24 protein-coding genes are annotated in these 22,555 nt (G+C 29.4%); 23 read left to right on the top strand and 1 reads right to left on the bottom strand.

Annotated elements, in window-relative coordinates; genetic code table 11:
• The first annotated feature begins 36 nt into the window (after nucleotides 1-36).
• The 18 genes from CSPA_RS01070 to CSPA_RS01155 all read left to right on the top strand — a co-directional run bounded on the left by CSPA_RS01070 (nucleotide 37) and on the right by CSPA_RS01155 (nucleotide 18,260).
• On the top strand, nucleotides 37-984 hold the full coding sequence (locus CSPA_RS01070) for a DNA-directed RNA polymerase subunit alpha (protein ID WP_015390361.1): 948 nt from the start codon (nucleotides 37-39) through the stop codon (nucleotides 982-984).
• Between the two features lie 12 nt (nucleotides 985-996).
• Nucleotides 997-1,338, top strand: coding sequence for a 50S ribosomal protein L17 (gene rplQ, locus CSPA_RS01075; protein WP_015390362.1), 342 nt, complete (start codon nucleotides 997-999; stop codon nucleotides 1,336-1,338).
• A 228-nt stretch (nucleotides 1,339-1,566) separates the two neighbouring features.
• Nucleotides 1,567-2,418 carry an energy-coupling factor transporter ATPase gene (locus CSPA_RS01080; RefSeq protein WP_015390363.1) on the top strand — a complete coding sequence of 284 codons (852 nt, stop codon included), beginning with the start codon at nucleotides 1,567-1,569 and terminating at the stop codon, nucleotides 2,416-2,418.
• Entirely contained in the window at nucleotides 2,403-3,260 is an 858-nt protein-coding gene (locus CSPA_RS01085) for an energy-coupling factor transporter ATPase (protein ID WP_015390364.1), read from the top strand. Before CSPA_RS01080 ends, CSPA_RS01085 begins: the two co-directional genes overlap by 16 nt.
• A gap of 18 nt (nucleotides 3,261-3,278) precedes the next feature.
• On the top strand, nucleotides 3,279-4,079 hold the full coding sequence (locus CSPA_RS01090) for an energy-coupling factor transporter transmembrane component T family protein (protein WP_015390365.1): 801 nt from the start codon (nucleotides 3,279-3,281) through the stop codon (nucleotides 4,077-4,079).
• A 21-nt stretch (nucleotides 4,080-4,100) separates the two neighbouring features.
• Nucleotides 4,101-4,835: a tRNA pseudouridine(38-40) synthase TruA gene (gene truA / locus CSPA_RS01095; protein WP_015390366.1), complete on the top strand. Its 735-nt coding sequence runs from the start codon at nucleotides 4,101-4,103 to the stop codon at nucleotides 4,833-4,835.
• A gap of 157 nt (nucleotides 4,836-4,992) precedes the next feature.
• Nucleotides 4,993-5,427 carry a 50S ribosomal protein L13 gene (gene rplM / locus CSPA_RS01100; protein ID WP_015390367.1) on the top strand — a complete coding sequence of 145 codons (435 nt, stop codon included), beginning with the start codon at nucleotides 4,993-4,995 and terminating at the stop codon, nucleotides 5,425-5,427.
• A 26-nt stretch (nucleotides 5,428-5,453) separates the two neighbouring features.
• Complete coding sequence (gene rpsI, locus CSPA_RS01105) at nucleotides 5,454-5,846, top strand: 30S ribosomal protein S9 (protein WP_015390368.1); 393 nt, start codon at nucleotides 5,454-5,456, stop codon at nucleotides 5,844-5,846.
• Nucleotides 5,847-6,079: 233 nt separating this feature from the next.
• Complete coding sequence (cwlD, locus tag CSPA_RS01110; protein ID WP_015390369.1) at nucleotides 6,080-6,742, top strand: N-acetylmuramoyl-L-alanine amidase CwlD; 663 nt, start codon at nucleotides 6,080-6,082, stop codon at nucleotides 6,740-6,742.
• A 314-nt stretch (nucleotides 6,743-7,056) separates the two neighbouring features.
• Nucleotides 7,057-7,899, top strand: a complete 843-nt coding sequence (locus tag CSPA_RS01115; RefSeq protein ID WP_015390370.1) for a fumarate hydratase — start codon at nucleotides 7,057-7,059, stop codon at nucleotides 7,897-7,899.
• Between the two features lie 110 nt (nucleotides 7,900-8,009).
• A complete protein-coding gene (locus CSPA_RS01120) occupies nucleotides 8,010-8,573 on the top strand; it encodes a Fe-S-containing hydro-lyase (RefSeq protein ID WP_015390371.1) in 564 nt (187 codons plus the stop codon).
• A gap of 84 nt (nucleotides 8,574-8,657) precedes the next feature.
• Complete coding sequence (locus CSPA_RS01125) at nucleotides 8,658-9,407, top strand: tetratricopeptide repeat protein (protein ID WP_015390372.1); 750 nt, start codon at nucleotides 8,658-8,660, stop codon at nucleotides 9,405-9,407.
• Nucleotides 9,408-9,452: 45 nt separating this feature from the next.
• Nucleotides 9,453-10,145 (top strand): response regulator transcription factor, encoded by a 693-nt coding sequence (locus CSPA_RS01130; protein ID WP_015390373.1) that lies wholly within the window; start codon nucleotides 9,453-9,455, stop codon nucleotides 10,143-10,145.
• Entirely contained in the window at nucleotides 10,117-11,469 is a 1,353-nt protein-coding gene (locus tag CSPA_RS01135) for a sensor histidine kinase (protein ID WP_015390374.1), read from the top strand. The genes CSPA_RS01130 and CSPA_RS01135 overlap by 29 nt, the downstream gene beginning before the upstream one ends.
• A gap of 198 nt (nucleotides 11,470-11,667) precedes the next feature.
• Nucleotides 11,668-13,896 carry a ribonucleoside-diphosphate reductase subunit alpha gene (locus tag CSPA_RS01140; protein ID WP_015390375.1) on the top strand — a complete coding sequence of 743 codons (2,229 nt, stop codon included), beginning with the start codon at nucleotides 11,668-11,670 and terminating at the stop codon, nucleotides 13,894-13,896.
• Between the two features lie 86 nt (nucleotides 13,897-13,982).
• On the top strand, nucleotides 13,983-15,017 hold the full coding sequence (locus CSPA_RS01145) for a ribonucleotide-diphosphate reductase subunit beta (protein ID WP_015390376.1): 1,035 nt from the start codon (nucleotides 13,983-13,985) through the stop codon (nucleotides 15,015-15,017).
• A gap of 203 nt (nucleotides 15,018-15,220) precedes the next feature.
• Entirely contained in the window at nucleotides 15,221-16,840 is a 1,620-nt protein-coding gene (gene ptsP / locus CSPA_RS01150; RefSeq protein ID WP_015390377.1) for a phosphoenolpyruvate--protein phosphotransferase, read from the top strand.
• A 145-nt stretch (nucleotides 16,841-16,985) separates the two neighbouring features.
• Nucleotides 16,986-18,260: a tetratricopeptide repeat protein gene (locus CSPA_RS01155; protein ID WP_015390378.1), complete on the top strand. Its 1,275-nt coding sequence runs from the start codon at nucleotides 16,986-16,988 to the stop codon at nucleotides 18,258-18,260.
• 85 nt (nucleotides 18,261-18,345) lie between these two features.
• Here the strand turns inward: CSPA_RS01155 and CSPA_RS01160 are convergent, their stop codons facing one another.
• On the bottom strand, nucleotides 18,346-18,954 hold the full coding sequence (locus CSPA_RS01160; RefSeq protein ID WP_015390379.1) for a cell wall hydrolase: 609 nt from the start codon (nucleotides 18,952-18,954) through the stop codon (nucleotides 18,346-18,348).
• Nucleotides 18,955-19,180: 226 nt separating this feature from the next.
• Here CSPA_RS01160 and cdaA point away from each other — a divergent pair, with 226 nt between their 5' ends.
• The 5 genes from cdaA (at nucleotide 19,181) to CSPA_RS01185 (ending at nucleotide 22,554) form a co-directional block, all read left to right on the top strand.
• Nucleotides 19,181-20,032 (top strand): diadenylate cyclase CdaA, encoded by an 852-nt coding sequence (gene cdaA, locus CSPA_RS01165; RefSeq protein ID WP_017810874.1) that lies wholly within the window; start codon nucleotides 19,181-19,183, stop codon nucleotides 20,030-20,032.
• A complete protein-coding gene (locus CSPA_RS01170) occupies nucleotides 20,005-21,225 on the top strand; it encodes a CdaR family protein (protein ID WP_015390381.1) in 1,221 nt (406 codons plus the stop codon). Before cdaA ends, CSPA_RS01170 begins: the two co-directional genes overlap by 28 nt.
• Nucleotides 21,226-21,500: 275 nt before the next feature.
• The gene (locus tag CSPA_RS01175; RefSeq protein WP_015390382.1) at nucleotides 21,501-21,803 is read left to right on the top strand and encodes a WXG100 family type VII secretion target; all 303 of its coding nucleotides are present in this window, start codon (nucleotides 21,501-21,503) and stop codon (nucleotides 21,801-21,803) included.
• A gap of 39 nt (nucleotides 21,804-21,842) precedes the next feature.
• Nucleotides 21,843-22,352, top strand: coding sequence for a type VII secretion EssA family protein (locus tag CSPA_RS01180; protein ID WP_015390383.1), 510 nt, complete (start codon nucleotides 21,843-21,845; stop codon nucleotides 22,350-22,352).
• Nucleotides 22,315-22,554 (top strand): hypothetical protein, encoded by a 240-nt coding sequence (locus CSPA_RS01185; RefSeq protein WP_015390384.1) that lies wholly within the window; start codon nucleotides 22,315-22,317, stop codon nucleotides 22,552-22,554. Before CSPA_RS01180 ends, CSPA_RS01185 begins: the two co-directional genes overlap by 38 nt.
• The last annotated feature ends 1 nt before the right edge of the window (nucleotide 22,555 follow it).

A 22,555-nucleotide genomic window follows, 5' to 3' on the forward strand; every position in this document is an offset into this window, starting at 1 on the left:
TAAGGTTGCCATTTATAAAATAAGGAGGGTTTGTCAATGTTAGAAATCGAAAAGCCAATAATAGAATGTATAGAAGCTAATGAAGATGGTACTTATGGTAAGTATGTTGTTGAACCACTTGAAAGAGGATATGGTATTACATTAGGAAATGCCTTAAGAAGAATATTATTATCTTCTCTTCCAGGAGTTGCTACAACCTCTGTCAAAATTGATGGAGTACTTCATGAGTTTTCTACTGTTCAAGGGGTTAAAGAAGATGTTACAGAATTAATTCTTAACATTAAATCATTAGCTCTTAGAATGAGTGGTGAAGGTCCAAAGGTTATTTATATTGATGCTAAAGGACCTGGAGAAGTTACTGGAGCAGATATAAAGACTGATGGAGATGTTGAGGTTGTTAATAAGGATCTACATATTGCAACTTTAGACAACGATGGAAGACTTTATATGGAATTAACAGTTAATAAAGGAAGAGGTTATGTTACTCAAAATAAAAATAAGAGTGATGAATTACCTATTTCAGCTATAGCGGTTGATTCTATTTATACACCAGTAAAAAGAGTTAATTTTACTGTTGACAATACAAGAGTTGGTCAAATTACTGATTATGATAAATTAACTTTAGAAATTTGGACTAATGGTACTATAAAAATAGATGAAGCTATTAGTTTATCAGCAAAAATACTTATTGAACACTTTAAATTATTCATGTCATTAACAGATAATACTAATGATGTTGAAATAATGATAGAAAAAGAAGACGATAAAAAAGAAAAAGTCCTAGAAATGACTGTAGAAGAACTTGACTTATCAGTTAGATCATATAACTGTTTAAAGAGAGCCGGAATTAATACAGTCCAAGAACTTGCTACAAAATCTATGGATGATATGATGAAAGTAAGGAATCTAGGAAAGAAATCTTTAGAAGAAGTTGAAAGAAAGCTTAAAGAATTAGGTTTAGCCCTAAAACTAAGCGAGGAGTAAGGAGGTAAATCCATGGCAGGTTATCGTAAGTTAGGTCTTCCTACAGACCAAAGAAAAGCTATGTTAAGAAATCTTGTTACTAGTCTATTAAAGCATGGTAAAATTGAAACAACTGAAACAAGAGCTAAAGAAACTAGATCAATAGCAGAAAAAATGATTACTCTTGGTAAAAGAGGAGATCTTCATGCTAGAAGACAAGTCTTATCTTATGTTCAAGAAGAATTAGTTGTTAAGAATTTATTTGATAATGTAGCTCCTAAGTATGCTGAAAGAAATGGCGGATATACAAGAATGATTAAAAAAGGTCCTAGAAGAGGGGACGGAGCTGAGATAGTAATACTTGAATTAGTATAATAATACTAATGGGGGATTAAGTTTGTACTTAACCCCCTTTTTTAGTATAGAAAATTATAATATGAGGTTTAGTATATTCTAGAGAAGTTTTATTTTATATTAATTTTTTGTTGAATGTGTTGATTTTTACGATATAATAGAAATAATTAATCAAACGCTTAGTTAATTAATTGATGTATGAGACTTTTGCATAATGTATTAACAATAAATTATCTTGGAGGATAAGAGATGAGTAATGAAATGATAAAATGCACAAATGTGTCTTTTAAATATATTAAGGACTCAGAAGGAGATAAAAAGGAAAAATATGCAGTTAAAGATGTTAATTTAGAAGTTAAAAATGGTGAATTTTTAGTTATATTAGGCCATAATGGATCTGGTAAGTCAACGATGGCTAAACATATGAATGCATTAGTGATCCCAACAGAAGGGACTGTGGTTGTGGATGGGCTTGATACCAAAGAACCTAAAAATGTTTGGGATATAAGATCTAAAGCTGGAATGGTATTTCAGAATCCAGATAATCAGTTAGTTGCAACAATAGTTGAAGAAGATGTAGCTTTCGGTCCTGAGAATTTAGGGGTTGAACCATCACAGATAAGGGTAAGAGTTGATGAAAGCTTGGAGAAGGTTGGAATGAGCAAATATAAGAGACATGCACCACATCTTTTATCAGGAGGCCAAAAACAAAGAGTTGCTATAGCAGGAATACTTGCAATTCAGCCTGAATGCATAATCTTTGACGAGCCTACAGCTATGTTAGATCCTATTGGAAGAAAAGAAGTTCTGAAAACTATAAAAGAACTTAATAAGAAACATGGAATTACTATAATACTAATTACACATTATATGGATGAAGCAGCACAAGCAGATAGGATTATAGTAATGGATGGTGGAAGTGTCAAGATGGAGGGAACTCCGAAAGAAATTTTCCCAAGAGTAGAGCATATGAAAAAAATAGGGTTAGATGTTCCACAGGTTACTGAGTTAGCTTATGAATTGAAAAAAGCTGGCATAGATATCAATGAAAAAATATTAAATGTAGATGAGATGGTGAATGAATTATGTCAATTAAAATAGAAAATTTAACACATATATACATGCCCAAAAGTCCATTTGAAAAGGTAGCATTGGATGATGTGAGTTTAGAAATAAAAGATGGGGAGTTTGTGGCTTTAATCGGACATACAGGATCAGGAAAATCAACTTTAATTCAACATTTTAACGGATTGCTAGAGGCTACTAGTGGAAAAATAATTGTTGATGGAATTGATATTACAGATAAAAAAGTTAAATTAGCAGATGTAAGAAAAAAGGTGGGCTTGGTATTTCAATATCCAGAGTATCAAATTTTTGAAGAGACAATTGCTAAGGACATTGAATTTGGACCTAAAAATTTAGGGCTCTCCAATGAAGAAATTCATGAAAGAGTAATTAAAGCTATGGAGATGGTTGGTTTAGATTATGAAACCTATAAAGATAGATCACCATTTGACTTAAGTGGTGGACAGAAGAGAAGAGTTGCTATTGCTGGAGTTGTGGCAATGCAACCTACTACATTAATATTAGATGAACCAACAGCTGGATTGGATCCCAAAGGTAGAGATGATATATTAGAGCAAATAAGTAAATTGCATAAAGATTATAATATGACAGTAATTATAGTAAGTCATAGCATGGAAGATGTTGCTAAGATTGCTGAAAGAATTATAGTAATGAATAGTGGTAAAGTTGCACTGCAAGGAGTTCCAGGAGAGGTTTTTAAAGAAGTAGATACACTAGAAAAAATAGGTCTTGGTGTTCCCCAAGTGACATATTTAGCTAGGGAATTAAGGAAAAAAGGTTTTAATATTTCAGAGAATATATTCACAATAGAAGAGGCCAAAAAAGAACTTTTGTCTATTTTAAAAGTGAAACATTAAGGAGGAATAGATGAAACTATGTTAAAGAATATTACGATAGGACAATACTTACCAGGAGAGTCATTTATACACAAGTTAGACCCTAGAACAAAAATATTAATATCAATACTATTTATTGTATGTTTGTTTATTATCAATAAATTTATAGGATATACTGTTATTGTTGCGTTTTTATTGGCAATAATACTAATAGCAAAGATACCATTTAGATTCATTTTTAATGGATTAAAGCCAATTTTTTTATTGGTAGCATTAACCGCAATTTTAAATATATTTATGATTAGAGGAACAGAGGGAACAGAAATTTTTAGTATAGGTTTTTTGAAGGCTTATCCAGAAGGGTTAAGCACTGCCGCGTTTATGGCTATTCGATTAATTTTATTGATTATAGGGACTTCATTATTAACATTAACGACATCCCCTATTGAACTAACTGATGGTATAGAAAAATTACTTAAGCCAATTGGGAAGGAAATAGCACATGAATTAGCCATGATGATGACAATAGCATTAAGATTTATACCTACATTAATTGATGAAACAGATAAAATAATGAAAGCTCAAAAAGCTAGAGGGGCTGATTTTGAATCAGGTGGAATTATTAAAAAGGCTAAAAGTTTAGTACCACTACTTGTACCTTTATTTATTAGTTCATTTAGAAGGGCAGATGAACTCGCAATGGCAATGGAAGCTAGAGGATATAGAGGTGGATCAGGACGAACTAGAATGAAAGTATTGAAGTTTTCATATAGGGATATGATCGCTTGGGGAATATTTGTTGTGCTAATTTTGTGGTGTGTAATGGTTAGGTTTATATAATTTAAGATTAAGAGGATATAAATGCGAAATATAAAATTATTAATTGAATTCGATGGAAGTAATTTCTCTGGATGGCAAAGGCAGCCGAAGGGACGAACAGTTCAGAATGTTATTGAGGCGGCCATATCAAAAGCTACAGGGGAACAGATTATGATTAATGGGAGTTCTAGGACTGATGCTGGTGTTCATGCAAGAGAAATGGTAGCAAATTTTTTTACAAATAGCACAATCCCAGGAGAAAAGTTTAGAGAAGCTTTAAATACAAGATTACCTAATGATGTATCTATAATTAAATCAGAAGAAGTTGATGATAGTTTTCATGCTAGATATTCATCTAAAGGAAAAACATATTCTTATACAATTGTGAATAGAGAAGAAAGATTATCATTAGGATATCAATATCTATATCAGTATAAATATAAATTGGATATTAATGAAATGAAAAAAGCATGTAAATATTTTATTGGAAGCCATGATTTTAGAGCATTTATGTCTCCTGGAAGTTCTGCAAAAACAACTGTACGAGATATTAAAGAACTTTTTATAGAAGAAGATGGAGACAGAATAAAAATAATCATAACAGCAGATGGATTTTTATATAACATGGTAAGAATAATAGTAGGCACATTATTAAAGGTGGGGAATGGCAGATTAAATGCTGATGAAATAGAAGAAATAATTATAGAAGGAAATAGAAAAAAGGCTGGTATGTGTATACCGCCTAATGGATTAATATTAGAAAAAGTTTTTTATTAAATGGCAAAAAAATGTTGACACGCCCGTGTGCGTGTATTATAATTAGTTTTGTTTGTTAAATAATTTATGTATATAAGATCCACTAGCCCCGGGTCTTGACATAAAAACTTTTACTTTAGAAAGTAAAAAATAAATGTAAGTTCAGGGAGGGAAACAGATGAAATCATACATTGCTAAAGCAAGTGAAATCGAAAGAAAATGGTATGTAGTTGATGCTGCTGGTAAACCACTAGGAAGAGTTGCTAGCCAAATTGCTTCAATTTTAAGAGGAAAGAATAAACCAACATTTACACCAAATGTGGACTGCGGAGATTTCGTTATTGTAATTAATGCAGAGAAGGTTGTTTTAACTGGTAAGAAGTTAGATCAAAAATTAATGAGAAAACATAGTCTTTACCCAGGTGGATTAAAGGAAACTCCTTATAGAGTAGTGTTAGACAAGAAACCTGAATTCGCTTTTGAAGAAGCTGTTAGAAGAATGCTTCCAAACGGTGTATTAGGAAGACAAATGTTAAAGAAATTAAACGTATATAGAGGTGCTGAACATAATCATGCAGCTCAAAAACCAGAAGTACTAGAATTAAGATACTAATACGATCTCGGGAGGAGGAATAAGAAATGGCAAAAGTTCAATACATGGGAACTGGAAGAAGAAAGAAATCAGTTGCAAGAGTAAGACTTGTACCAGGAAATGGTAACGTAGTTGTAAATAATAGAGAAATAGAAAACTTTTTTGGTTTAGAAACTTTAAGAGTTATTGTAAACCAACCATTAGTTTTAACTGGAACTAAAGATAAGTTTGACGTTTTAGTAAATGTTCACGGTGGTGGATTTACAGGTCAAGCAGGAGCTATCAGACATGGTATAGCTAGAGCATTAGTTAAATCTGATGAAGCTTTAAAATCAGATTTAAAGAAGGCTGGTTTCTTAACTAGAGATCCAAGAATGAAGGAAAGAAAGAAATACGGTCTTAAAGCAGCAAGAAGAGCTCCACAATTCTCAAAAAGATAGTATTTGGAGTATATGCAATCTCACAAACGCAATGTTTGTGGGATTTTTTTATTTATAATACTATCATGCAATAGGGAGTATGCAAAAATCCAAGAAAGAATATTGTGCTTATGGATAAAAAAATATAAGAATGAACAAATAAATATTAAAATTGATATAAGAATCTGAATAATTAAGGTTGTATAGCAAACAATAATTTATATAGTCTTAAAATAGTTTGGAGGAATAACTTTATGAAAATCAAAAATGTAGTAGTACTATTTTTTTTATTTCTTTTTATATTTGAAGTGCCTATTAAGGCGAATTCAGATGAAAAAAAGCAAAAGGGAATAATATTAGTAGATCCAGGGCATGGTGGAATAGACGGAGGAGCAAGGTCTAAAAATGGTACAATTGAGAAAGAGATTAATTTATCAATTTCTAAAAAGCTAAAATCTCAATTAGAGGAAAGTGGATATACAGTATATATGACTAGAGAAGAGGATTTACAATTAGACTCTAAAAAGGTTAAAGATTTAAATGCACGATGCAAAATGAAGAAAGATACTAAATGTGATATTTTTATATCTATACATCAAAATATGTTTCCACAAGCAAGCTGTTATGGAGCTCAAGTTTGGTATTCCTCTAATGATTGCAGTAAAATCTTAGCAGAAGGAATTCAATCTTCACTAAGAGAAGTTATAGATGATAATAATAAAAGAATTCCTAAAGCTGCTAAAGATCAATATAGGATATTAAGAGATGGATATGAAGGTGCATGTGTTCTAGTGGAATGTGGATTTTTATCAAATTATAAGGAAGAAGAAAAATTGAAGAAGGATGAGTATCAAGGTAAGATTGCTGAAGGTATAACTAATGCCGTTAATATTTATTTTGAAAATAAGAATAGTTAATTTGGAGGTTTTATATTAATAGGCATGATTTTACTGCTGTTTCATAGTAATTAGAGAAATTAAGGATTTTAGTTATAGGTTACCAAGCATAAGAAAATTACAGTAGAGAAATAGATTAATATAGTGAATTTTAATATAGAAATCATAGAGTTAAAAAAATAGTATAATAAATAAATTTATTATAGGGTTGTAAATAATAGAAAATAATTTTAAACTTATTATAGTAATGAAAGAACACTTTTTGAGTGTGGAATGCGGTTATATTATTATTTTCATTACTATAACTTAAGCAATGAGCAAAAGGAGCTGTAGAAATGAGAGAAATTAATGTTGAGCTTGTTAGAGATGCTGTGAGAAAATTATCTATAGAAGCCAATTATTTTTTAGGGGCAGATATTAAAGAGGCATTAGAGAAAGCTAAGAATGAAGAAACATGGAAGTTAGCAGAAGATGTTTTAGATAAAATAATTATTAATTCAGAGATTGCATGTAATGAAGAGATGCCTATGTGTCAAGATACAGGCATGGCATGTGTCTTTGTTGAGATAGGACAAGATGTGCATTTAATTGGAGGAAGCCTTGAAGATGCGATTAATGAGGGAGTACGCAGAGGATATGAGGAAGGGTTTTTAAGAAAATCAGTTGTTGGAGATCCAATTAGAAGAGTTAACACAAAGGATAACACACCAGCTGTAATTTATTATGATATTACAGAAGGAGATAAAATTAAAATTACGTTAGCTCCAAAAGGTTTTGGATCAGAGAATATGAGTAAAATTGGGATGCTAAAACCTTCAGATGGGTTAGAGGGAGTTAAAAAATTTATAATAGATACAGTTAAGGCAGCAGGCCCAAATCCATGTCCACCAATGATTATAGGAGTCGGAATAGGTGGAACATTTGATAAAGCTGCTTATTTGGCTAAAAAGGCATTACTTAGGCCTATTAATATAAGAAACAAAGATAACTTTTATGAAGATTTAGAGAATGAATTATTGATAAAAATAAATGAATTAGGAATTGGTCCGCAAGGATTTGGTGGTAGGACTACTGCTTTGGGTCTAAATATTGAAACTTATCCTACTCATATTGCAGGATTGCCAGTTGCAGTAAATATTAATTGTCATGCTACCAGACATAAAGAAGTTGTATTATAAATATAGAAGTTTAGATTTTTTAAATTATGGAACATTTTGAATTAGTAAAGATTTGAGTGATCTTAGTTATAGATTAAGAATACTTATTATATTGTTTGGAGGAAAAAGGGATGGAAGTTAGATTACAAACGCCTCTTACAGAAGATAAAATACTAAACTTAAAAGCAGGGGATAGTGTATTATTAAGTGGAGTAATTTACTCAGCTAGAGATGCAGCGCATAAAAGATTAATTGATTTATTAGTTGAGGGGAAAGAGTTGCCGTTAGATATAAAGGATGAAACTATATATTATGTTGGACCATCTCCAGCGAAACCAGGAAAGGTGATAGGATCAGCAGGTCCTACAACAAGTTATAGAATGGATGCATATGCACCAACATTGATGGATTTGGGACTAAGAGGTATGATAGGTAAGGGTGCAAGAAATGGTGAAGTAATTGATGCAATTAAAAGAAATAAGGCAATTTATTTTGGAGCAATTGGCGGTGCTGCCGCACTTATAGGGAAAAGTATAATTAAATCTGAAATAATTGCATATGAGGATTTAGGCGCAGAAGCGATAAGACGCATGGAAGTTAAAGATATGCCATTAGTTGTTATCATTGATTCAAAGGGAAATAATCTTTATGAAATTGGACAAAAACAATATTTAGATTCAATAAATAAAGAATAAGAACTTTTAAATAGTTTAAAATTATTTACATAGTTATATTATCAAGTAAACTTGAGCTTAGCTTGTACCTAAAAGGAGAATTTTATGGGCAGAATTCAATTACCAGGAAAAGAAAAAAATAAAAAAATATTATTAGTTATTTTAGTATTAGTAGCACTGGGAATAATATTTCATGAAAAAATTGGGAATATATATAATTCAAATTCTAAAAATAATGGGCAAGAGGAAATGCTAACTCCAACTAAAATAGAAGAAGCAGATTCTGTCATCAATACGACTAAAAAAGAGGATGTTGAAGTTAAGAACAATGATGCTGAAAATAAGAATGCTAAAGATAACACTTCGACTGAAGAAAATGAATTATATAATGAAGCATATAATTTATTTTTTGCCCATGAATATGAAAAGTCAATTAATAAAGCAAAGTCTATTATAGATAAATTCCCGAGTAGTGCGAAAGGATATAATATAATGGGAATTTCAAAGGCTTATAATGGAGATTATGATGGAGCTATGAAAGATATAGATAAAGCATTAAGTATTAATGCTAGTTATGGCTATGCACGCTTTAATAAAGCGTTAACATATGAACTGTTTGGGAAAATGGATGAGGCATTAGAATGGTATAATAAGGATTTAGAAATTGAGAATTATGTTTGGAGCTACTATGGAATAGCATCTATTTATGGAAGAAAAGGTGATGTTAAAAATACTATGGTAAATTTAAATAAAGCAATACAATTAGATGCAGGAGTGAAAGAAGTAGCAAAGGCAGAACATGACTTTGATCCAGTAAAGGATTCGGAAGAATTTAAAAAAGTGATATATAATTAATGAAAATATAATGTAAAGAGTGAGTAGAAGTTGGGAGGACTTGATGTGTTTAATGTATTAGTTGTTGATGATGAAAAAGAAATACGAGATGCAATAGAAATATACTTGAGAGGTGAGAATTGGAAGGTATTTAAAGCTCAAGATGGAATAGAAGCTTTAGATATTCTTGAACAAGAAAAAATACATTTGATTATATTGGATATCATGATGCCTAGACTTGATGGAATAAGAACATGTTTAAAAATACGAGAAAAGCAAAATTTACCTATAATAATGTTATCTGCAAAAGGAGAAGATTCAGATAAGATATTAGGTTTAAATGTAGGCGCAGATGATTATATAACAAAACCATTTAATCATTTAGAATTGGTGGCAAGAGTAAAATCACAATTAAGGAGATATGAAAAGCCTCTAAGTGTTGAAGAGGGTAAGGACATAATTACAGTTAAAGACTTAGTTATAGATACTATTGCGAAAAAAATCACTTTACGTGGAGAGGAAATTAAAGTGACAGCAACAGAATATAAAATACTTCATTTATTAGCATCAAATTTAGGGAAAGTTTTCTCAATAAAAGAAATATACGAAAATGTATGGGAAGAAATATTTTATAAGAGTGAAAATACTGTAACAGTACATATTAGAAGAATAAGAGAAAAAATAGAAATAAACACAAAAGAGCCTGAGTATATTAAGGTGGTGTGGGGGATTGGATATAAGATTGAAAAGGAAGATTAAAATATATTTTAGTAGTATTTATCTTATTGATGTAATATTAATAGCGTTGAGTACTCTAATTTTACTTTCAAACTTGGGAGATTATATTCAAGTAAATAGAATACAACATGATTTAGCAATTAACAGAGTCAATAGAGATAAAATAGAATTAATTATATTAATAGCTATTGATTTAGTTTTTATGTTAAAGATAATTTGGATAGTTCGGATTAATCCTAAAAATCCAAAGGTACAGTCTCGTATTATTAGTAATATGATTTTTGTAATAAAAAATGGATTTCTTTATAAAGAAACAAGAAGCACGTTAATAGTATCGATATTGTTAGTATTGGTATTATTGATTGCTTACCTATATTTTCTTGCAACAGGAGGATATGAGAATAATATTTTTGTTAAGTTTTTTCAGACATATCCATTTAAAGGAACTATTTTTGTAATTATAATTATATTTTTAACTATGATGTATGCATTGAAAAAAACATTAGATATAATTGTTGTTAATGAAGCTCTTAGGCGAGTAGGACAAGGAAACTTAGATAAAGATATAAAGTTAGATGGTTCGCAAGCAATAAGAGAATTGGCTGAAAATATTAATTTAATTAAGGCGGGATACAAAGAGATTTTAGAAAATGGGGTTCGTAATGAAAAATTGAAGACTGAACTAATATCTAATGTATCTCATGATTTAAAAACACCATTAACTTCAATAATAAATTATGTAAATATACTGAAGAATGGTGAAATAACTGAAGAAGAAAGGGAAGAATATTTATCTATATTAGAAAGAAAATCTCTGCGATTAAAAGTTTTAATTGAAGATTTGTTTGAAATGTCAAAAATCAATAGTGGTAAAATTAAATTAAATAGGGATCTAATAGACATAGTATCATTGATACATCAAAATATAGGTGAATATAGTACTTTATATGAAGAAAAAAATATCTCATTTAAGGTAACAAGTCAGCAGGATGCAGTATATATGGAGCTCGACGGTAAGATGATGTCCAGAGCGTTAGAAAACATTATAATTAATGCCTTAAAGTATTCTTTAGATAATACCAGAGTCTATGTTGATATAAATATAGAAGATAATTACCTCAAAATAGGAGTGAAAAATATTGCAAGTTATGAAATGCAATTTAATGATGATGAAATGTTTGAACGCTTTGCTAGAGGCGATAAATCAAGAAATTCAAAAGTTGAAGGGTCTGGATTGGGACTTGCAATAACTAAAAGTATAATTGAACTTCATGATGGAGAAGTAAAAATAAAAAAAGAGGGAGATATGTTTAAAATTTATTTGATCCTACCTCTTAAAAAATAAAAATTATTAAATAAGAAAATGTATCTATAAAGTAGTTTATCTGCATAAAATGAAAGATTAACTACTTTTTGCATATATATTAACAAATTTTAGAGTTTTACAACTATCTCTCTAGCAACTATAATATACAATATATTGTATGATGGGAATGAATTTGTGCACTAAAAGCACTATATATAGGTAGGGAGGAAATTAGTAATGTCTATTTTAAATCAATTATGTAAGGATGCTATTAATGCAATTAAAGGCAATGAGGGGATTTATACTGAGGAAAAATTATTAAAAGCAATAACTCATATTGTTAGGGATGGAATGAATGATAATGAAATAAGGAGATGCTTAATTCAAGCAACATTAGAACTTACAAATGATAAGGAACCTAATTGGCAAAATATTGCAGCCAAAATGTATACGTACGAGTTATATGACAAAATTAAAAATATTAGAAAAGTAGATAATGATAATTTATATAGTGATTATTATGAATTTATTAAAGAGCTAACAGAAAAAGGTCTTTATGGAGAATATATCCTTGAAAATTATTCAAAAGAGGATATTTTAGAATTAGAAAAAGAAATAAAACCCGAGAGGGATTTTTTATTTAATTATAGTGGAATAAATCTTTTAGCTAGTAGATATTTAGTTCAGGACTACGATAGAAATCCTATAGAGCTGCCACAGCAAATGTTTATGGGAATAGCTATGCACTTAGCAATTAGTGAGAAGCAAGAAAATAGAGTTTATTGGGCAAAAAGATTTTATAATGTTTTAAGTTCATTAAAAGCTACTATGGCAACACCAACTATGTCAAATGCAAGGAAACCATTTTATCAATTAAGCTCATGCTTTATAGATACTGTAGAGGATAGTTTAGATGGAATATATAAATCACTGGACAGTTTTGCTAAAATATCAAAATTTGGTGGTGGAATGGGAATCTATATGGGAAAGATTCGAGCATTAGGAGCTCCAATTAGAGGCTTCAAGGGAGCATCTGGTGGTGTAATACCATGGGTAAAGCTATTTAATGATACTGCAATAGCTGTAGATCAGTTAGGGGTAAGAAATGGTTCGGTTGCTGTATGGCTTGATGCTTGGCATAAGGATATTCCAGAATTTTTACAAATAAGAGCTAACAATGGAGATGATAGAAAGAAAGCTCATGATGTATTTCCTGGGGTTTGTTATCCTGATTTATTTTGGAAACTTGCAGAAAATGATATAGATGCTAATTGGTATATGATGTGTCCTCATGAGATTAAAACTGTAAAAGGATATGCTTTAGAAGATTTTTATGGTTCTGAATGGGAAGAAAAATACTATGAATGTGTAAATGATGAGAGAATAGAAAAGAGAGTAATAACAGTAAAAGAATTGGTTAGATTGATAATAAGAAATGTAGCTGAAACAGGAACACCATTTGCTTTTTACAGAGATACTGCTAATAAAATGAATCCTAATAAACATAAAGGTATTATATATTCTTCAAATTTATGTTCTGAAATTATGCAAAATATGAGTTCTATGAAGATAGAAAAGAGTGAAACTATAAAGGTTGGAGATGAATATGTTGTAGTTGAAAAAGTGGTTCCAGGGGATTTCGTTGTTTGTAATCTTTCTTCTATTGTACTTGGAAATGTAGATGTTCGTAATGATGAAGAATTGGAATATGTTGTAGAAACACAAATAAGAGCTATGGATAATGTTATAGATTTAAATTATTATTCTGTTCCTTTTGCAGAAGTTACTAACAAAAAATACAGAGCTATAGGACTTGGAACAAGTGGATATCATCATATGCTTGCAAATAATAAAATACAATGGACAGAGCAGGAACATAAGAGATTTGCTGATAAGGTTTATGAAAAAATAAATTATTATGCAATAAAATCAAGTATGAAGATTGCTAAGGAAAAAGGTTCATATGAGTTATTTAAAGATTCTGATTGGGATAATGGTGATTATTTCGAATTAAGAAATTATAATAGTAAAGAATGGGATGAACTTAGAGAAGAAGTACATGAAGCTGGAATGAGAAATGGCTATTTAATAGCAGTTGCACCAAATGGTTCAACAGCAACTATAGCAGGAACCTCTGAAGGTATTGATCCTGTAATGTCTAGATTTTATTTTGAAGAAAAGAAGGGCAGTATAATTCCCAAAACAGCACCAAATCTTTCAGAAGATAATTATTGGTACTATAACTCAGCTTATACTATAGATCAAGCAATATCAGTTGAAATAAATGGAATACGTCAAAGGCATATAGATCAAGGCCAATCATTTAATTTGTATATTACTAATAATTATACTACAAGACAAATTATGAATTTATATATAGAAGCTTGTAAGTGCGGAGTTAAATCAATTTACTATGTTAGATCAAAATCACTTGAAGTAAATGAATGTGAAACTTGCTCAGCTTAATCAAGGAATAAAATATTATGTTTTTGCATGACTTGCTTGCTAGTAAATTAATATGATTGTTGTATATAAGGAGATGTATTAAGAATATGAATATTAACAAAAAACCTCTTTTTAATGAGTTTGGAGATAGAGATGTCAGTAAAAAAAGAATTATAAACGGAAATACTACTAATTTGAATGATTTTAATAATATGAAGTACAATTGGGCATCAGATTGGTATAGACAAGGTATGAATAATTTTTGGATTCCTGAAGAAATTAACCTTTCACAAGATTTAAAAGATTATCAAAATTTATTAGAAGAAGAAAGAACTGCTTATGATAAAATATTATCTTTTTTAATATTTTTGGATTCAGTTCAGACTGCTAATTTGAGCAATATAAATAATTATATAACAGCAAGTGAAATCAATCTTTGTTTAACAATTCAAAGTTTTCAAGAGGCAGTACATTCTCAAAGTTATAGTTATATGCTTGATAGTATTTGTTCTCCAGAAGAAAGAAATGAAATACTTTATCAGTGGAAAGATGATGAGATACTATTAAGAAGAAATAAATTCATAGGAGATTTGTATAATGAATTTATAAATGATCCTACTGATAGCAATTTGTTAAGAACGCTTATGGCTAACTATATCTTAGAAGGAATATATTTTTACTCTGGTTTTATGTTCTTTTACAATTTAGAGAGAAATGGAAAGATGCCAGGTTCAGCCCAAGAAATTAGGTATATTAATAGAGATGAGAATACTCATCTCTGGTTATTTAGAAATATAATAAAGGAATTGCGTAATGAAAATCCTCAATTGTTTACCCGGGAAATAAAAGAAGAGTTAAGACAAATGATGAAAAGTGGAGTAGAGCAGGAAATTTTGTGGGGACATTATGTTATAGGAGATAAAATACAAGGAATAAATAAAAAATTAATAGAGGATTATATAAAATATTTAGGAAACAAAAGATTGAAAGACATTAATTTAGAACCATTATTTGAAGAATATAATGAAAACCCTGCTGCATGGGTAGATAATCTATCTAATGCCAATTTTGTTAAGACAGATTTCTTTGAAGCAAAGTCTACAGCCTACGCAAAATCAGCTAGTTTAGTGGATGATTTGTAAATGATGGTAAAAACTAGAGATAAATTAAGCTATATGCACTTTTTTCGTTAAAAATCATAAAAAATAGGTTAAATTAAGTTAATTTTTTTGTTAATTATGTTATAATAGAAAAGGTTTATACTTAAAAGAAGATTTACAAATATAGTAATATGTAAAAATATCAAATTACAATAAAATTAATTATCAAGGAGGAGTTCCATATTATGAAAAAAGGTATTGCTGCTTCTAAGGGATATGCAATAGGAAGAGTTTTCTTACAAGAACATGAGGAAATTGTTATTAATGATGCAAAAATTACAGATATAGGTGCAGAAAAAGAAAAAATGCAAAAAGCATTAGATAGTTCTAAAGTACAATTAGAAACTATTAAAGCTAAAGCAGAAAAAGAAATGGGTGCAGAAAAAGCAGCAGTTTTTGAAGCACATATCACATTATTAGATGATCCAGAATTTACTGGTGCAATGATGATGGAAATTGAAAATAATAATGTAAATGGATTAAAAGCAATTGATAATGTTACAAATACTTTTGTTGCTATATTTGAATCGATGGACAATGAATACATGAGAGAAAGAGCTGCAGATATTAAAGATGTATCGAAGAGAATATTATCAAATTTTGCAGGTAAGGGCGGAGACTCTATTGCAATAAATGAAGATAATACAATTGTTGTAGCTCATGACTTAACACCATCGGATACAGCAGGTTTAGATAGAACTAAGGTTGTAGGATTTATTACTAATATTGGTGGAAGAACTTCACATGCAGCTATAATGGCTAGAACTTTAGAAATTCCAGCTGTACTTGGATTAGGCGATATAACTAGTTGTGTTAAAACTGGAGACACAATTATAGTTGATGGATTAACAGGAGATGTAATTATAAATCCATCAGAAGAAGTTGTTGCAGAATATAAAGTTAAAAAAGATAAATTCCAAGCAGAGCAAGAAGAATTAAAGAAATTAATAAATGTTAAAACTACTACTAAATCAGGTAGAAGAATCGAAGTTTGTGGTAATATTGGAAAGCCAGAAGATGTTCTTGGTGTTTTAGCAAATGGTGGAGATGGAGTAGGATTATTTAGAACAGAATTCTTATATATGGATAGAGATAGTGCTCCAACTGAAGATGAACAATTCGAGTCTTATAAGTTTGTTCTTGAAAAAATGGAAGGTAAGCAAGTTGTTATAAGAACTTTAGATATTGGTGGAGATAAGACTCTTCCATACTTACCATTGCCAGAAGAAATGAATCCTTTCTTAGGATATAGAGCAATTAGACTTTGCTTAGACAGAAAAGATATATTTAAGGTTCAATTAAGAGCATTACTTAGAGCTTCAATACATGGTAATCTTGCAGTTATGTTCCCAATGATATCAGGATTACAAGAATTCGAGCAAGCAAAAGAAGTTGTTGAAGAGTGTAAAGCTGAATTGAAGGCTGAAGGAAAAGAATACTCAGAAAATATCCAATGGGGTATTATGGTTGAAATTCCAGCAGCAGCAGTTTATGCTGATGAATTGGCTAAACATGTTGATTTCTTCTCAATAGGAACAAATGATTTAATTCAATATACATTAGCAGCTGATAGAATGAGTGAAAAAGTATCATATCTTTATAATCCAATGCACCCAGCAGTGCTTAGATTAATAAAGATGACTATAGATGGAGCACATAAACATGGTAAGTGGGTTGGAATGTGCGGAGAAATGGCTGGAGATGAAGCAGCTATTCCAACATTAGTTGAATATGGATTAGATGAGTTCTCAATGAGTGCTACATCAATCTTAAATGCTAAGAAAATAATGTTAGAGCAAGAATAATATTGAATTTTTATAGAAAATAGAGGCTATCTCAAGTAATTGAGATAGCCTTAATTTTAATATTTAATTGTAAGTAGCAGGTACAATATAATATACTATTAGAGTATAAGAGAATTATATCTTAATTGTGATAGGGGATATATTTATGGATAAAAGGGCTAAGAAGGCTTATGAAAAAGCTATGAATTATTATGAAAAAGGAAAAATAAATAAAGCACTTGAATTGTGTGAAGAAGCATTATCAGAAGGATTAGATAATCCACTTGTTTTAAATTTTAAGGGGCTTTTGTTGTATCAAAAGGGAAATTTAAATGAAGCAGTTACCGTATGGAGAATAAACCATAAGATAAATAATGATGCCATTGCAGAAAATTACATTAGGGATTCTGAAATGGATGAAATGAGACAAGATTTATACAATGAGGCAGAGCAAGCTTTAAATCAATTAAAAATTACAAAGGCATTAGAGTTATTTATGAAATGTGCAGAAAGTGATTTTAATAGTATAGATGTAAATACGAAGATTGCTTTATGTTACCAAAAGAAAGGTGATTTTTATAGAGCTAAAGAGTATGTTGATAAGGCTTTAATGATAGATGGAGATGCAATTTTAGCAAAATCTATTTATGAAGAGTTAAAACAAGAAGGAAATTATTCGAATTATAAAAAATCATCAAAAACATTTCTAGCTGTAATTATAGGATTAGTTTTAGCTCTTATAATAGGTGTTGGGGGATATTCGATAATTAAATTTAAGAATAGCAATTTGACAAATAATATATTAGCAGATAATACAGAGGAATCACAAAATAATGAGCAGAAATCTGAGGAAGATGCAAATAATTCAAAGCTAGTAGAACCAAATGATAAAGTTGAAGGGGAATCTAAAGCACAAATTGGGAGTACAAATTTAGATAAAGAAAAATTGAAATTAATGATAGGTAATAATGATTTTGATGGAATATATGTTCAACTAAAAAACATTAAACAAGAGGAAATAAAACCTGAAGATAACGAGATATACAAAAAGGCTATTAGTTTAATGAAAGATGCTGGTATATCAAAATTCTATGAAGTTGGATTGAAGTATTTTAATCAAAATAATTATTCAGAGGCGAAGGATGAGTTAGACAAGGCGTATACATATTGTGAAGGAAGTAGTATAAAGGAGCACATTTGGTTTTATAGGGCAAGTAGTTATGCTAAATTATCAGATGCTAATGAAGCGGTATCACAGTTTGAAAAATATTATGATAAGTATCCTAAAGGCGTATACACACAAGAAGCATTATATGAATTAGCATTGTTAACGAATAAAAGTGATAAAGAAAAAAGTAAAAAGTACGCAAATATGCTAATTAATAATTTTCCAAATTCAATTTATGTTAATGATAACATTGCAGCAATAGCAAGAAATTAAATTTTTTATTTTTAATAAGAAAAGGGTAAGCTATATTTAAAGATTATTGTAGCCTACCCTATTTTTATGCAATTAATGTTAGAAATTATGCTTTAATTTTGAAAAATGTATGATGACCTATGGTCATCTCGTTCATTTTTTGAGTTTCTTTCATCCAATTACATGTTGCTGTAACTGGATTATAGAAGAATAAAGCATCATTTGTGGGATCAGCACCTTTGATCGCATCGTATACCGCATTATAGCAATCTTGATCTGCAATGGCATTTATTTTACCATTTTTAACACAGGAAAAAGCATTTTTTTGAAAGATTACTTCTTTTATAGTATTTGGAAAATGTGGATCAATAGTACGATTTAATACTACAGAAGCAACGGCAACTTTTCCATTGTATGGCTCACCACCACTTTCAGCAAAAACAAGCTTTGCCATTAATTCTATATCTTCACCCGTTATATACAATTGTTGAGAGTTATGATTAAAAACTTGTAAAACTTCCTCATTCTTTTGGTTAGATAGTAAATAACTTTTTATATTAGTATCTGAATGATTTTCATCGAATGTTTGACTAACTGATGTACTATTAGTTTTACTACAAGTTTCATTTAAAGTTGCGGCAAAAACTAGTTTTGAATTAATAACGGAAAGATATAGTATTAAAGCAGTTACAAAAATACTACATTTCTTTTTCATAAAAAACCTCCTTTAGCATCGTGCAACAAATAATATTATTACCAAAGAAAGTAATTATATGCACTATTTATTTTAATAATCATTTATAGGCATAAGATAAACTACAGAATTAAGAAAAAATTATTATAAAAATAATTAAAAAGTAAGAAAATTATAATTCTCTTTATACCAACACATATAGTATTTGTTGTATAATTTTAATTAAGAGAGAATAGGGGTGAAGAATTTGCAAGAATTGTTATTAATGTTAGAAAAAAGCTTTTCTAATATGTCGTTATGGTCTGTCTTAGATATATTAGTTGTATCTTTTATATTCTATAAAGCGTATATGTTAATAAAAGAAACAAGAGCAGAGCAATTATTAAAAGGTATATTATTAATAGTAGCATTGATCCCAATAAGCTACTTATTAAAATTAGATATGTTATATTTTATTTTAAATAAGACATTAACTATTGGAGTATTATCTGTAATTATAATTTTCCAACCTGAAATAAGAAGAGCTTTGGAGCATTTGGGGAGAAGTGCCTTTGATGATAAACATTATATAAATGATAAAGAAACAGTGATGAAGACTATTAATGAGATAGCAGTTGCAGTACAGAATTTATCAGAGGCTAAAACTGGAGCTTTAATAGTAATAGAACAAAGTACAGGACTTAATGAAGTAATTGGTGCAGGTACATTACTGGATGCAAATGTGACCTCAAATCTTTTAGAAAATATATTTGTAGTAAATACGCCTCTTCATGATGGAGCAACTATTATAAGAAATAATAGAATCTTAGCATCAGGATGTGTTCTTCCACTAACTGATAATAATACAATTAATAAAAAATTGGGAACAAGGCATAGAGCAGCACTTGGATTGTCAGAAGTATCAGATGCATTAATTATAATTGTGTCTGAGGAAACAGGAGTTGTATCTTTAGCTATAAATGGAAGAATTACAAGAGGTTATGATAAGGAAAGATTAAGTACTATATTAATAAAGATAATAGAAAATAGAGCTGAGAAGAAAGTTAAAACAGCAGGAGAGAAGGTGAAGTCGTGGATAAGGGTAAAAATAGAACGTTAATTCCTAAGATAATTTGTTTACTTTTATCCTTTGGATTATGGCTGTATGTTTCAAATGTTGAAAATCCACAAAGAACCCACGAATTAACTAATGTTCCAGTGGAATTGATTAATGAGGATTCTTTAGCTGATTCTAAATTTGCAATTGTTAATAAGCAGCAATTTACAGTAGACTTGGAGTTAGAAGGTCCATCTAGTGAAGTGTTAAAAGTCAAAAAAGAGGATTTTAAAATAGTTGTTGATATGTCTGCATATGCATTAAAAACTGGAGAGAATTTTATACCAGTTCAAATAATAAATGCTCCTCAGAAAATTAATATTAAAAATAATGGATTATTAGGAATAAAGGTTAACTTAGAAGAATTGGAGAAAAAGGAATTTACAATAAAATCTAAAGTGAAGATTAAGTATAAAGAAAATATCTACGAGAAGGAACAAGTGATAAGTCCAAAGGTTGTAACAGCTACAGGTGGGAAAAGTTCTATAGAAAGAATTAGTGAAGCTGTTTTAGTAGGAGAAGAAAAGGATGTAGATAAAGATAAGCAAAGCGATTATGAAATAAAATTTTTAGATGCTTATGGAAATGAAGTGAATAATATTGAAGCTGATAATAAGACTGCAAAATTATCAATCTCTGTGACTAATGGAAAAGTAATACCTATAAATTTGAAAACTACGGGAAATATATCTAAAGGTTTTGTTTTGACTGGTTATGAGTTAAGCAAAAATAGTATAAATATACTGGGGGATAATCAAAATTTAAGCAAAGTACAAGCTGTGAATACTGAACCCGTGGACATATCATCATTGCAGGAAGATAGTGAACTGGAGGTAAAACTAAGTTTGCCAGAGGGTATCACGGCTCAAGATGGAGAAGAAACTATTAAAGTTAAGTTTAAGGTTCAAAAAGAAGAAAGTGTAACTGAGAATATATCATGTAATGTTCAATATAGTAATTTAAATGAGAATTTATCATTGGATAACCAGAATATTACTACAAATGTGACATTAACAGGGATAAAATCTGCTTTAGATAAAATAAGTGCTAAAAATATAAATGTAACATTAGATTTATCTAATTTAAAAGATGAAGGAACATTTGAATATACACCAAAAGCAACACTTGTTGATGGGACTGATGTTACTATCTCAGAGATTGGAAGTGTAAAGGTAGTAGTTAAAAAGAAAAATTAATATAAAAAAATTTTTATGTTAAGTTTTAGTGAAATTATCACAATGAATAAAAAGTATAGAAGTATAGTGCAAAAAATTATGTATTATACTTCTTTATTTTTTTGCATTTATTTAAAAATAAAATTTAATTAAAATAATATATTTTTTTACTAGTTATAAATGCATAAAAATGTAGAATTTAATTGATAAATGGATGCTTAGTGTAAAATGTGTTAAATATATACAGAAAGTATTCTTTTATGTTATAATTGCTAGCTGAAGGGAGAGGATTGATTATGGCAAATCAAGGACAAATTAGAATTACACCAGAAAGAATGTTCGAAAGAGCTAAGGAATATCTTGGAGAGGCAGAAGCTATTGGACAAGTTATCAGTAAAATGGATACGTTGATAAATGAATTACAAAGTGAATGGGAAGGTCAAGCAAGTGCAAAATTTGCAGATCAATATAATGAATTAAAACCAAGTTTTCAAAAAATGCAAGAACTTACAGAAACAATAGCTAAACAATTACAACAAACTGGCAATGCTATGCAACAAATGGATCAAGACATTGCAAATCAATTTGGAGTAAGATAAAAAAAGAGATGTACATCATCTCTTTTTTAGGAGTTAACAATGAAAAAAATTATAATATTATTTGTAATGGCGTTTATGTATATATTTAATATTACTGAGATATATGCAGAAGATGGACTTAAAATAGATTCTAAATCATTGCAAGGGAGTGGTAATGAGGCATATATATCAGTTACAGATATATATGGGATTCCTTTGTTCACAGAAAAGGTTATAAAGAATAAAAAAGAAAATGATCAAAAGAAAAAAGCAGAGTTGAATGAAATAAACAACAATGTATTTCTAAAGGTAACATCGACAAATAATGATACAAGTGAAGAAGTTAGAAAATTAGCTGAAAGTTATAATTTGTTTGTTAAACCTACAGAACATGCAAAGATTAAATATATGCAGGAAAATAGTAGTGATGGAGTATTAAAAGTATCAATCAGCATAATAATGTTATGTATGCTAACAGCCATATTAACAAGAAAATATCATAAACATAAAAGTCAAAAGGAAGATTATAGTAATGAATATAAAGATTACGATAGACCTGAGAGCATATAGAAAAGGAGTATTTGATATCTCTGTAAATAGTGAACAAATAATAATTGAATGTTTGAAGATAATAAGTGAAAGTCAAAATTTAAGCTTAAACTTACTAGAAATAAATTATTGTAAATCAAAAAGAGAGAAAAAGGCAGTATCTGTATATAGTAGTTTTAAAGAAAGCAATATCTATACAGGAGATATATTAGAATTTATATAAA

It is taken from the genome of Clostridium saccharoperbutylacetonicum N1-4(HMT) (assembly GCF_000340885.1).
Lineage (GTDB): Bacteria > Bacillota > Clostridia > Clostridiales > Clostridiaceae > Clostridium > Clostridium saccharoperbutylacetonicum.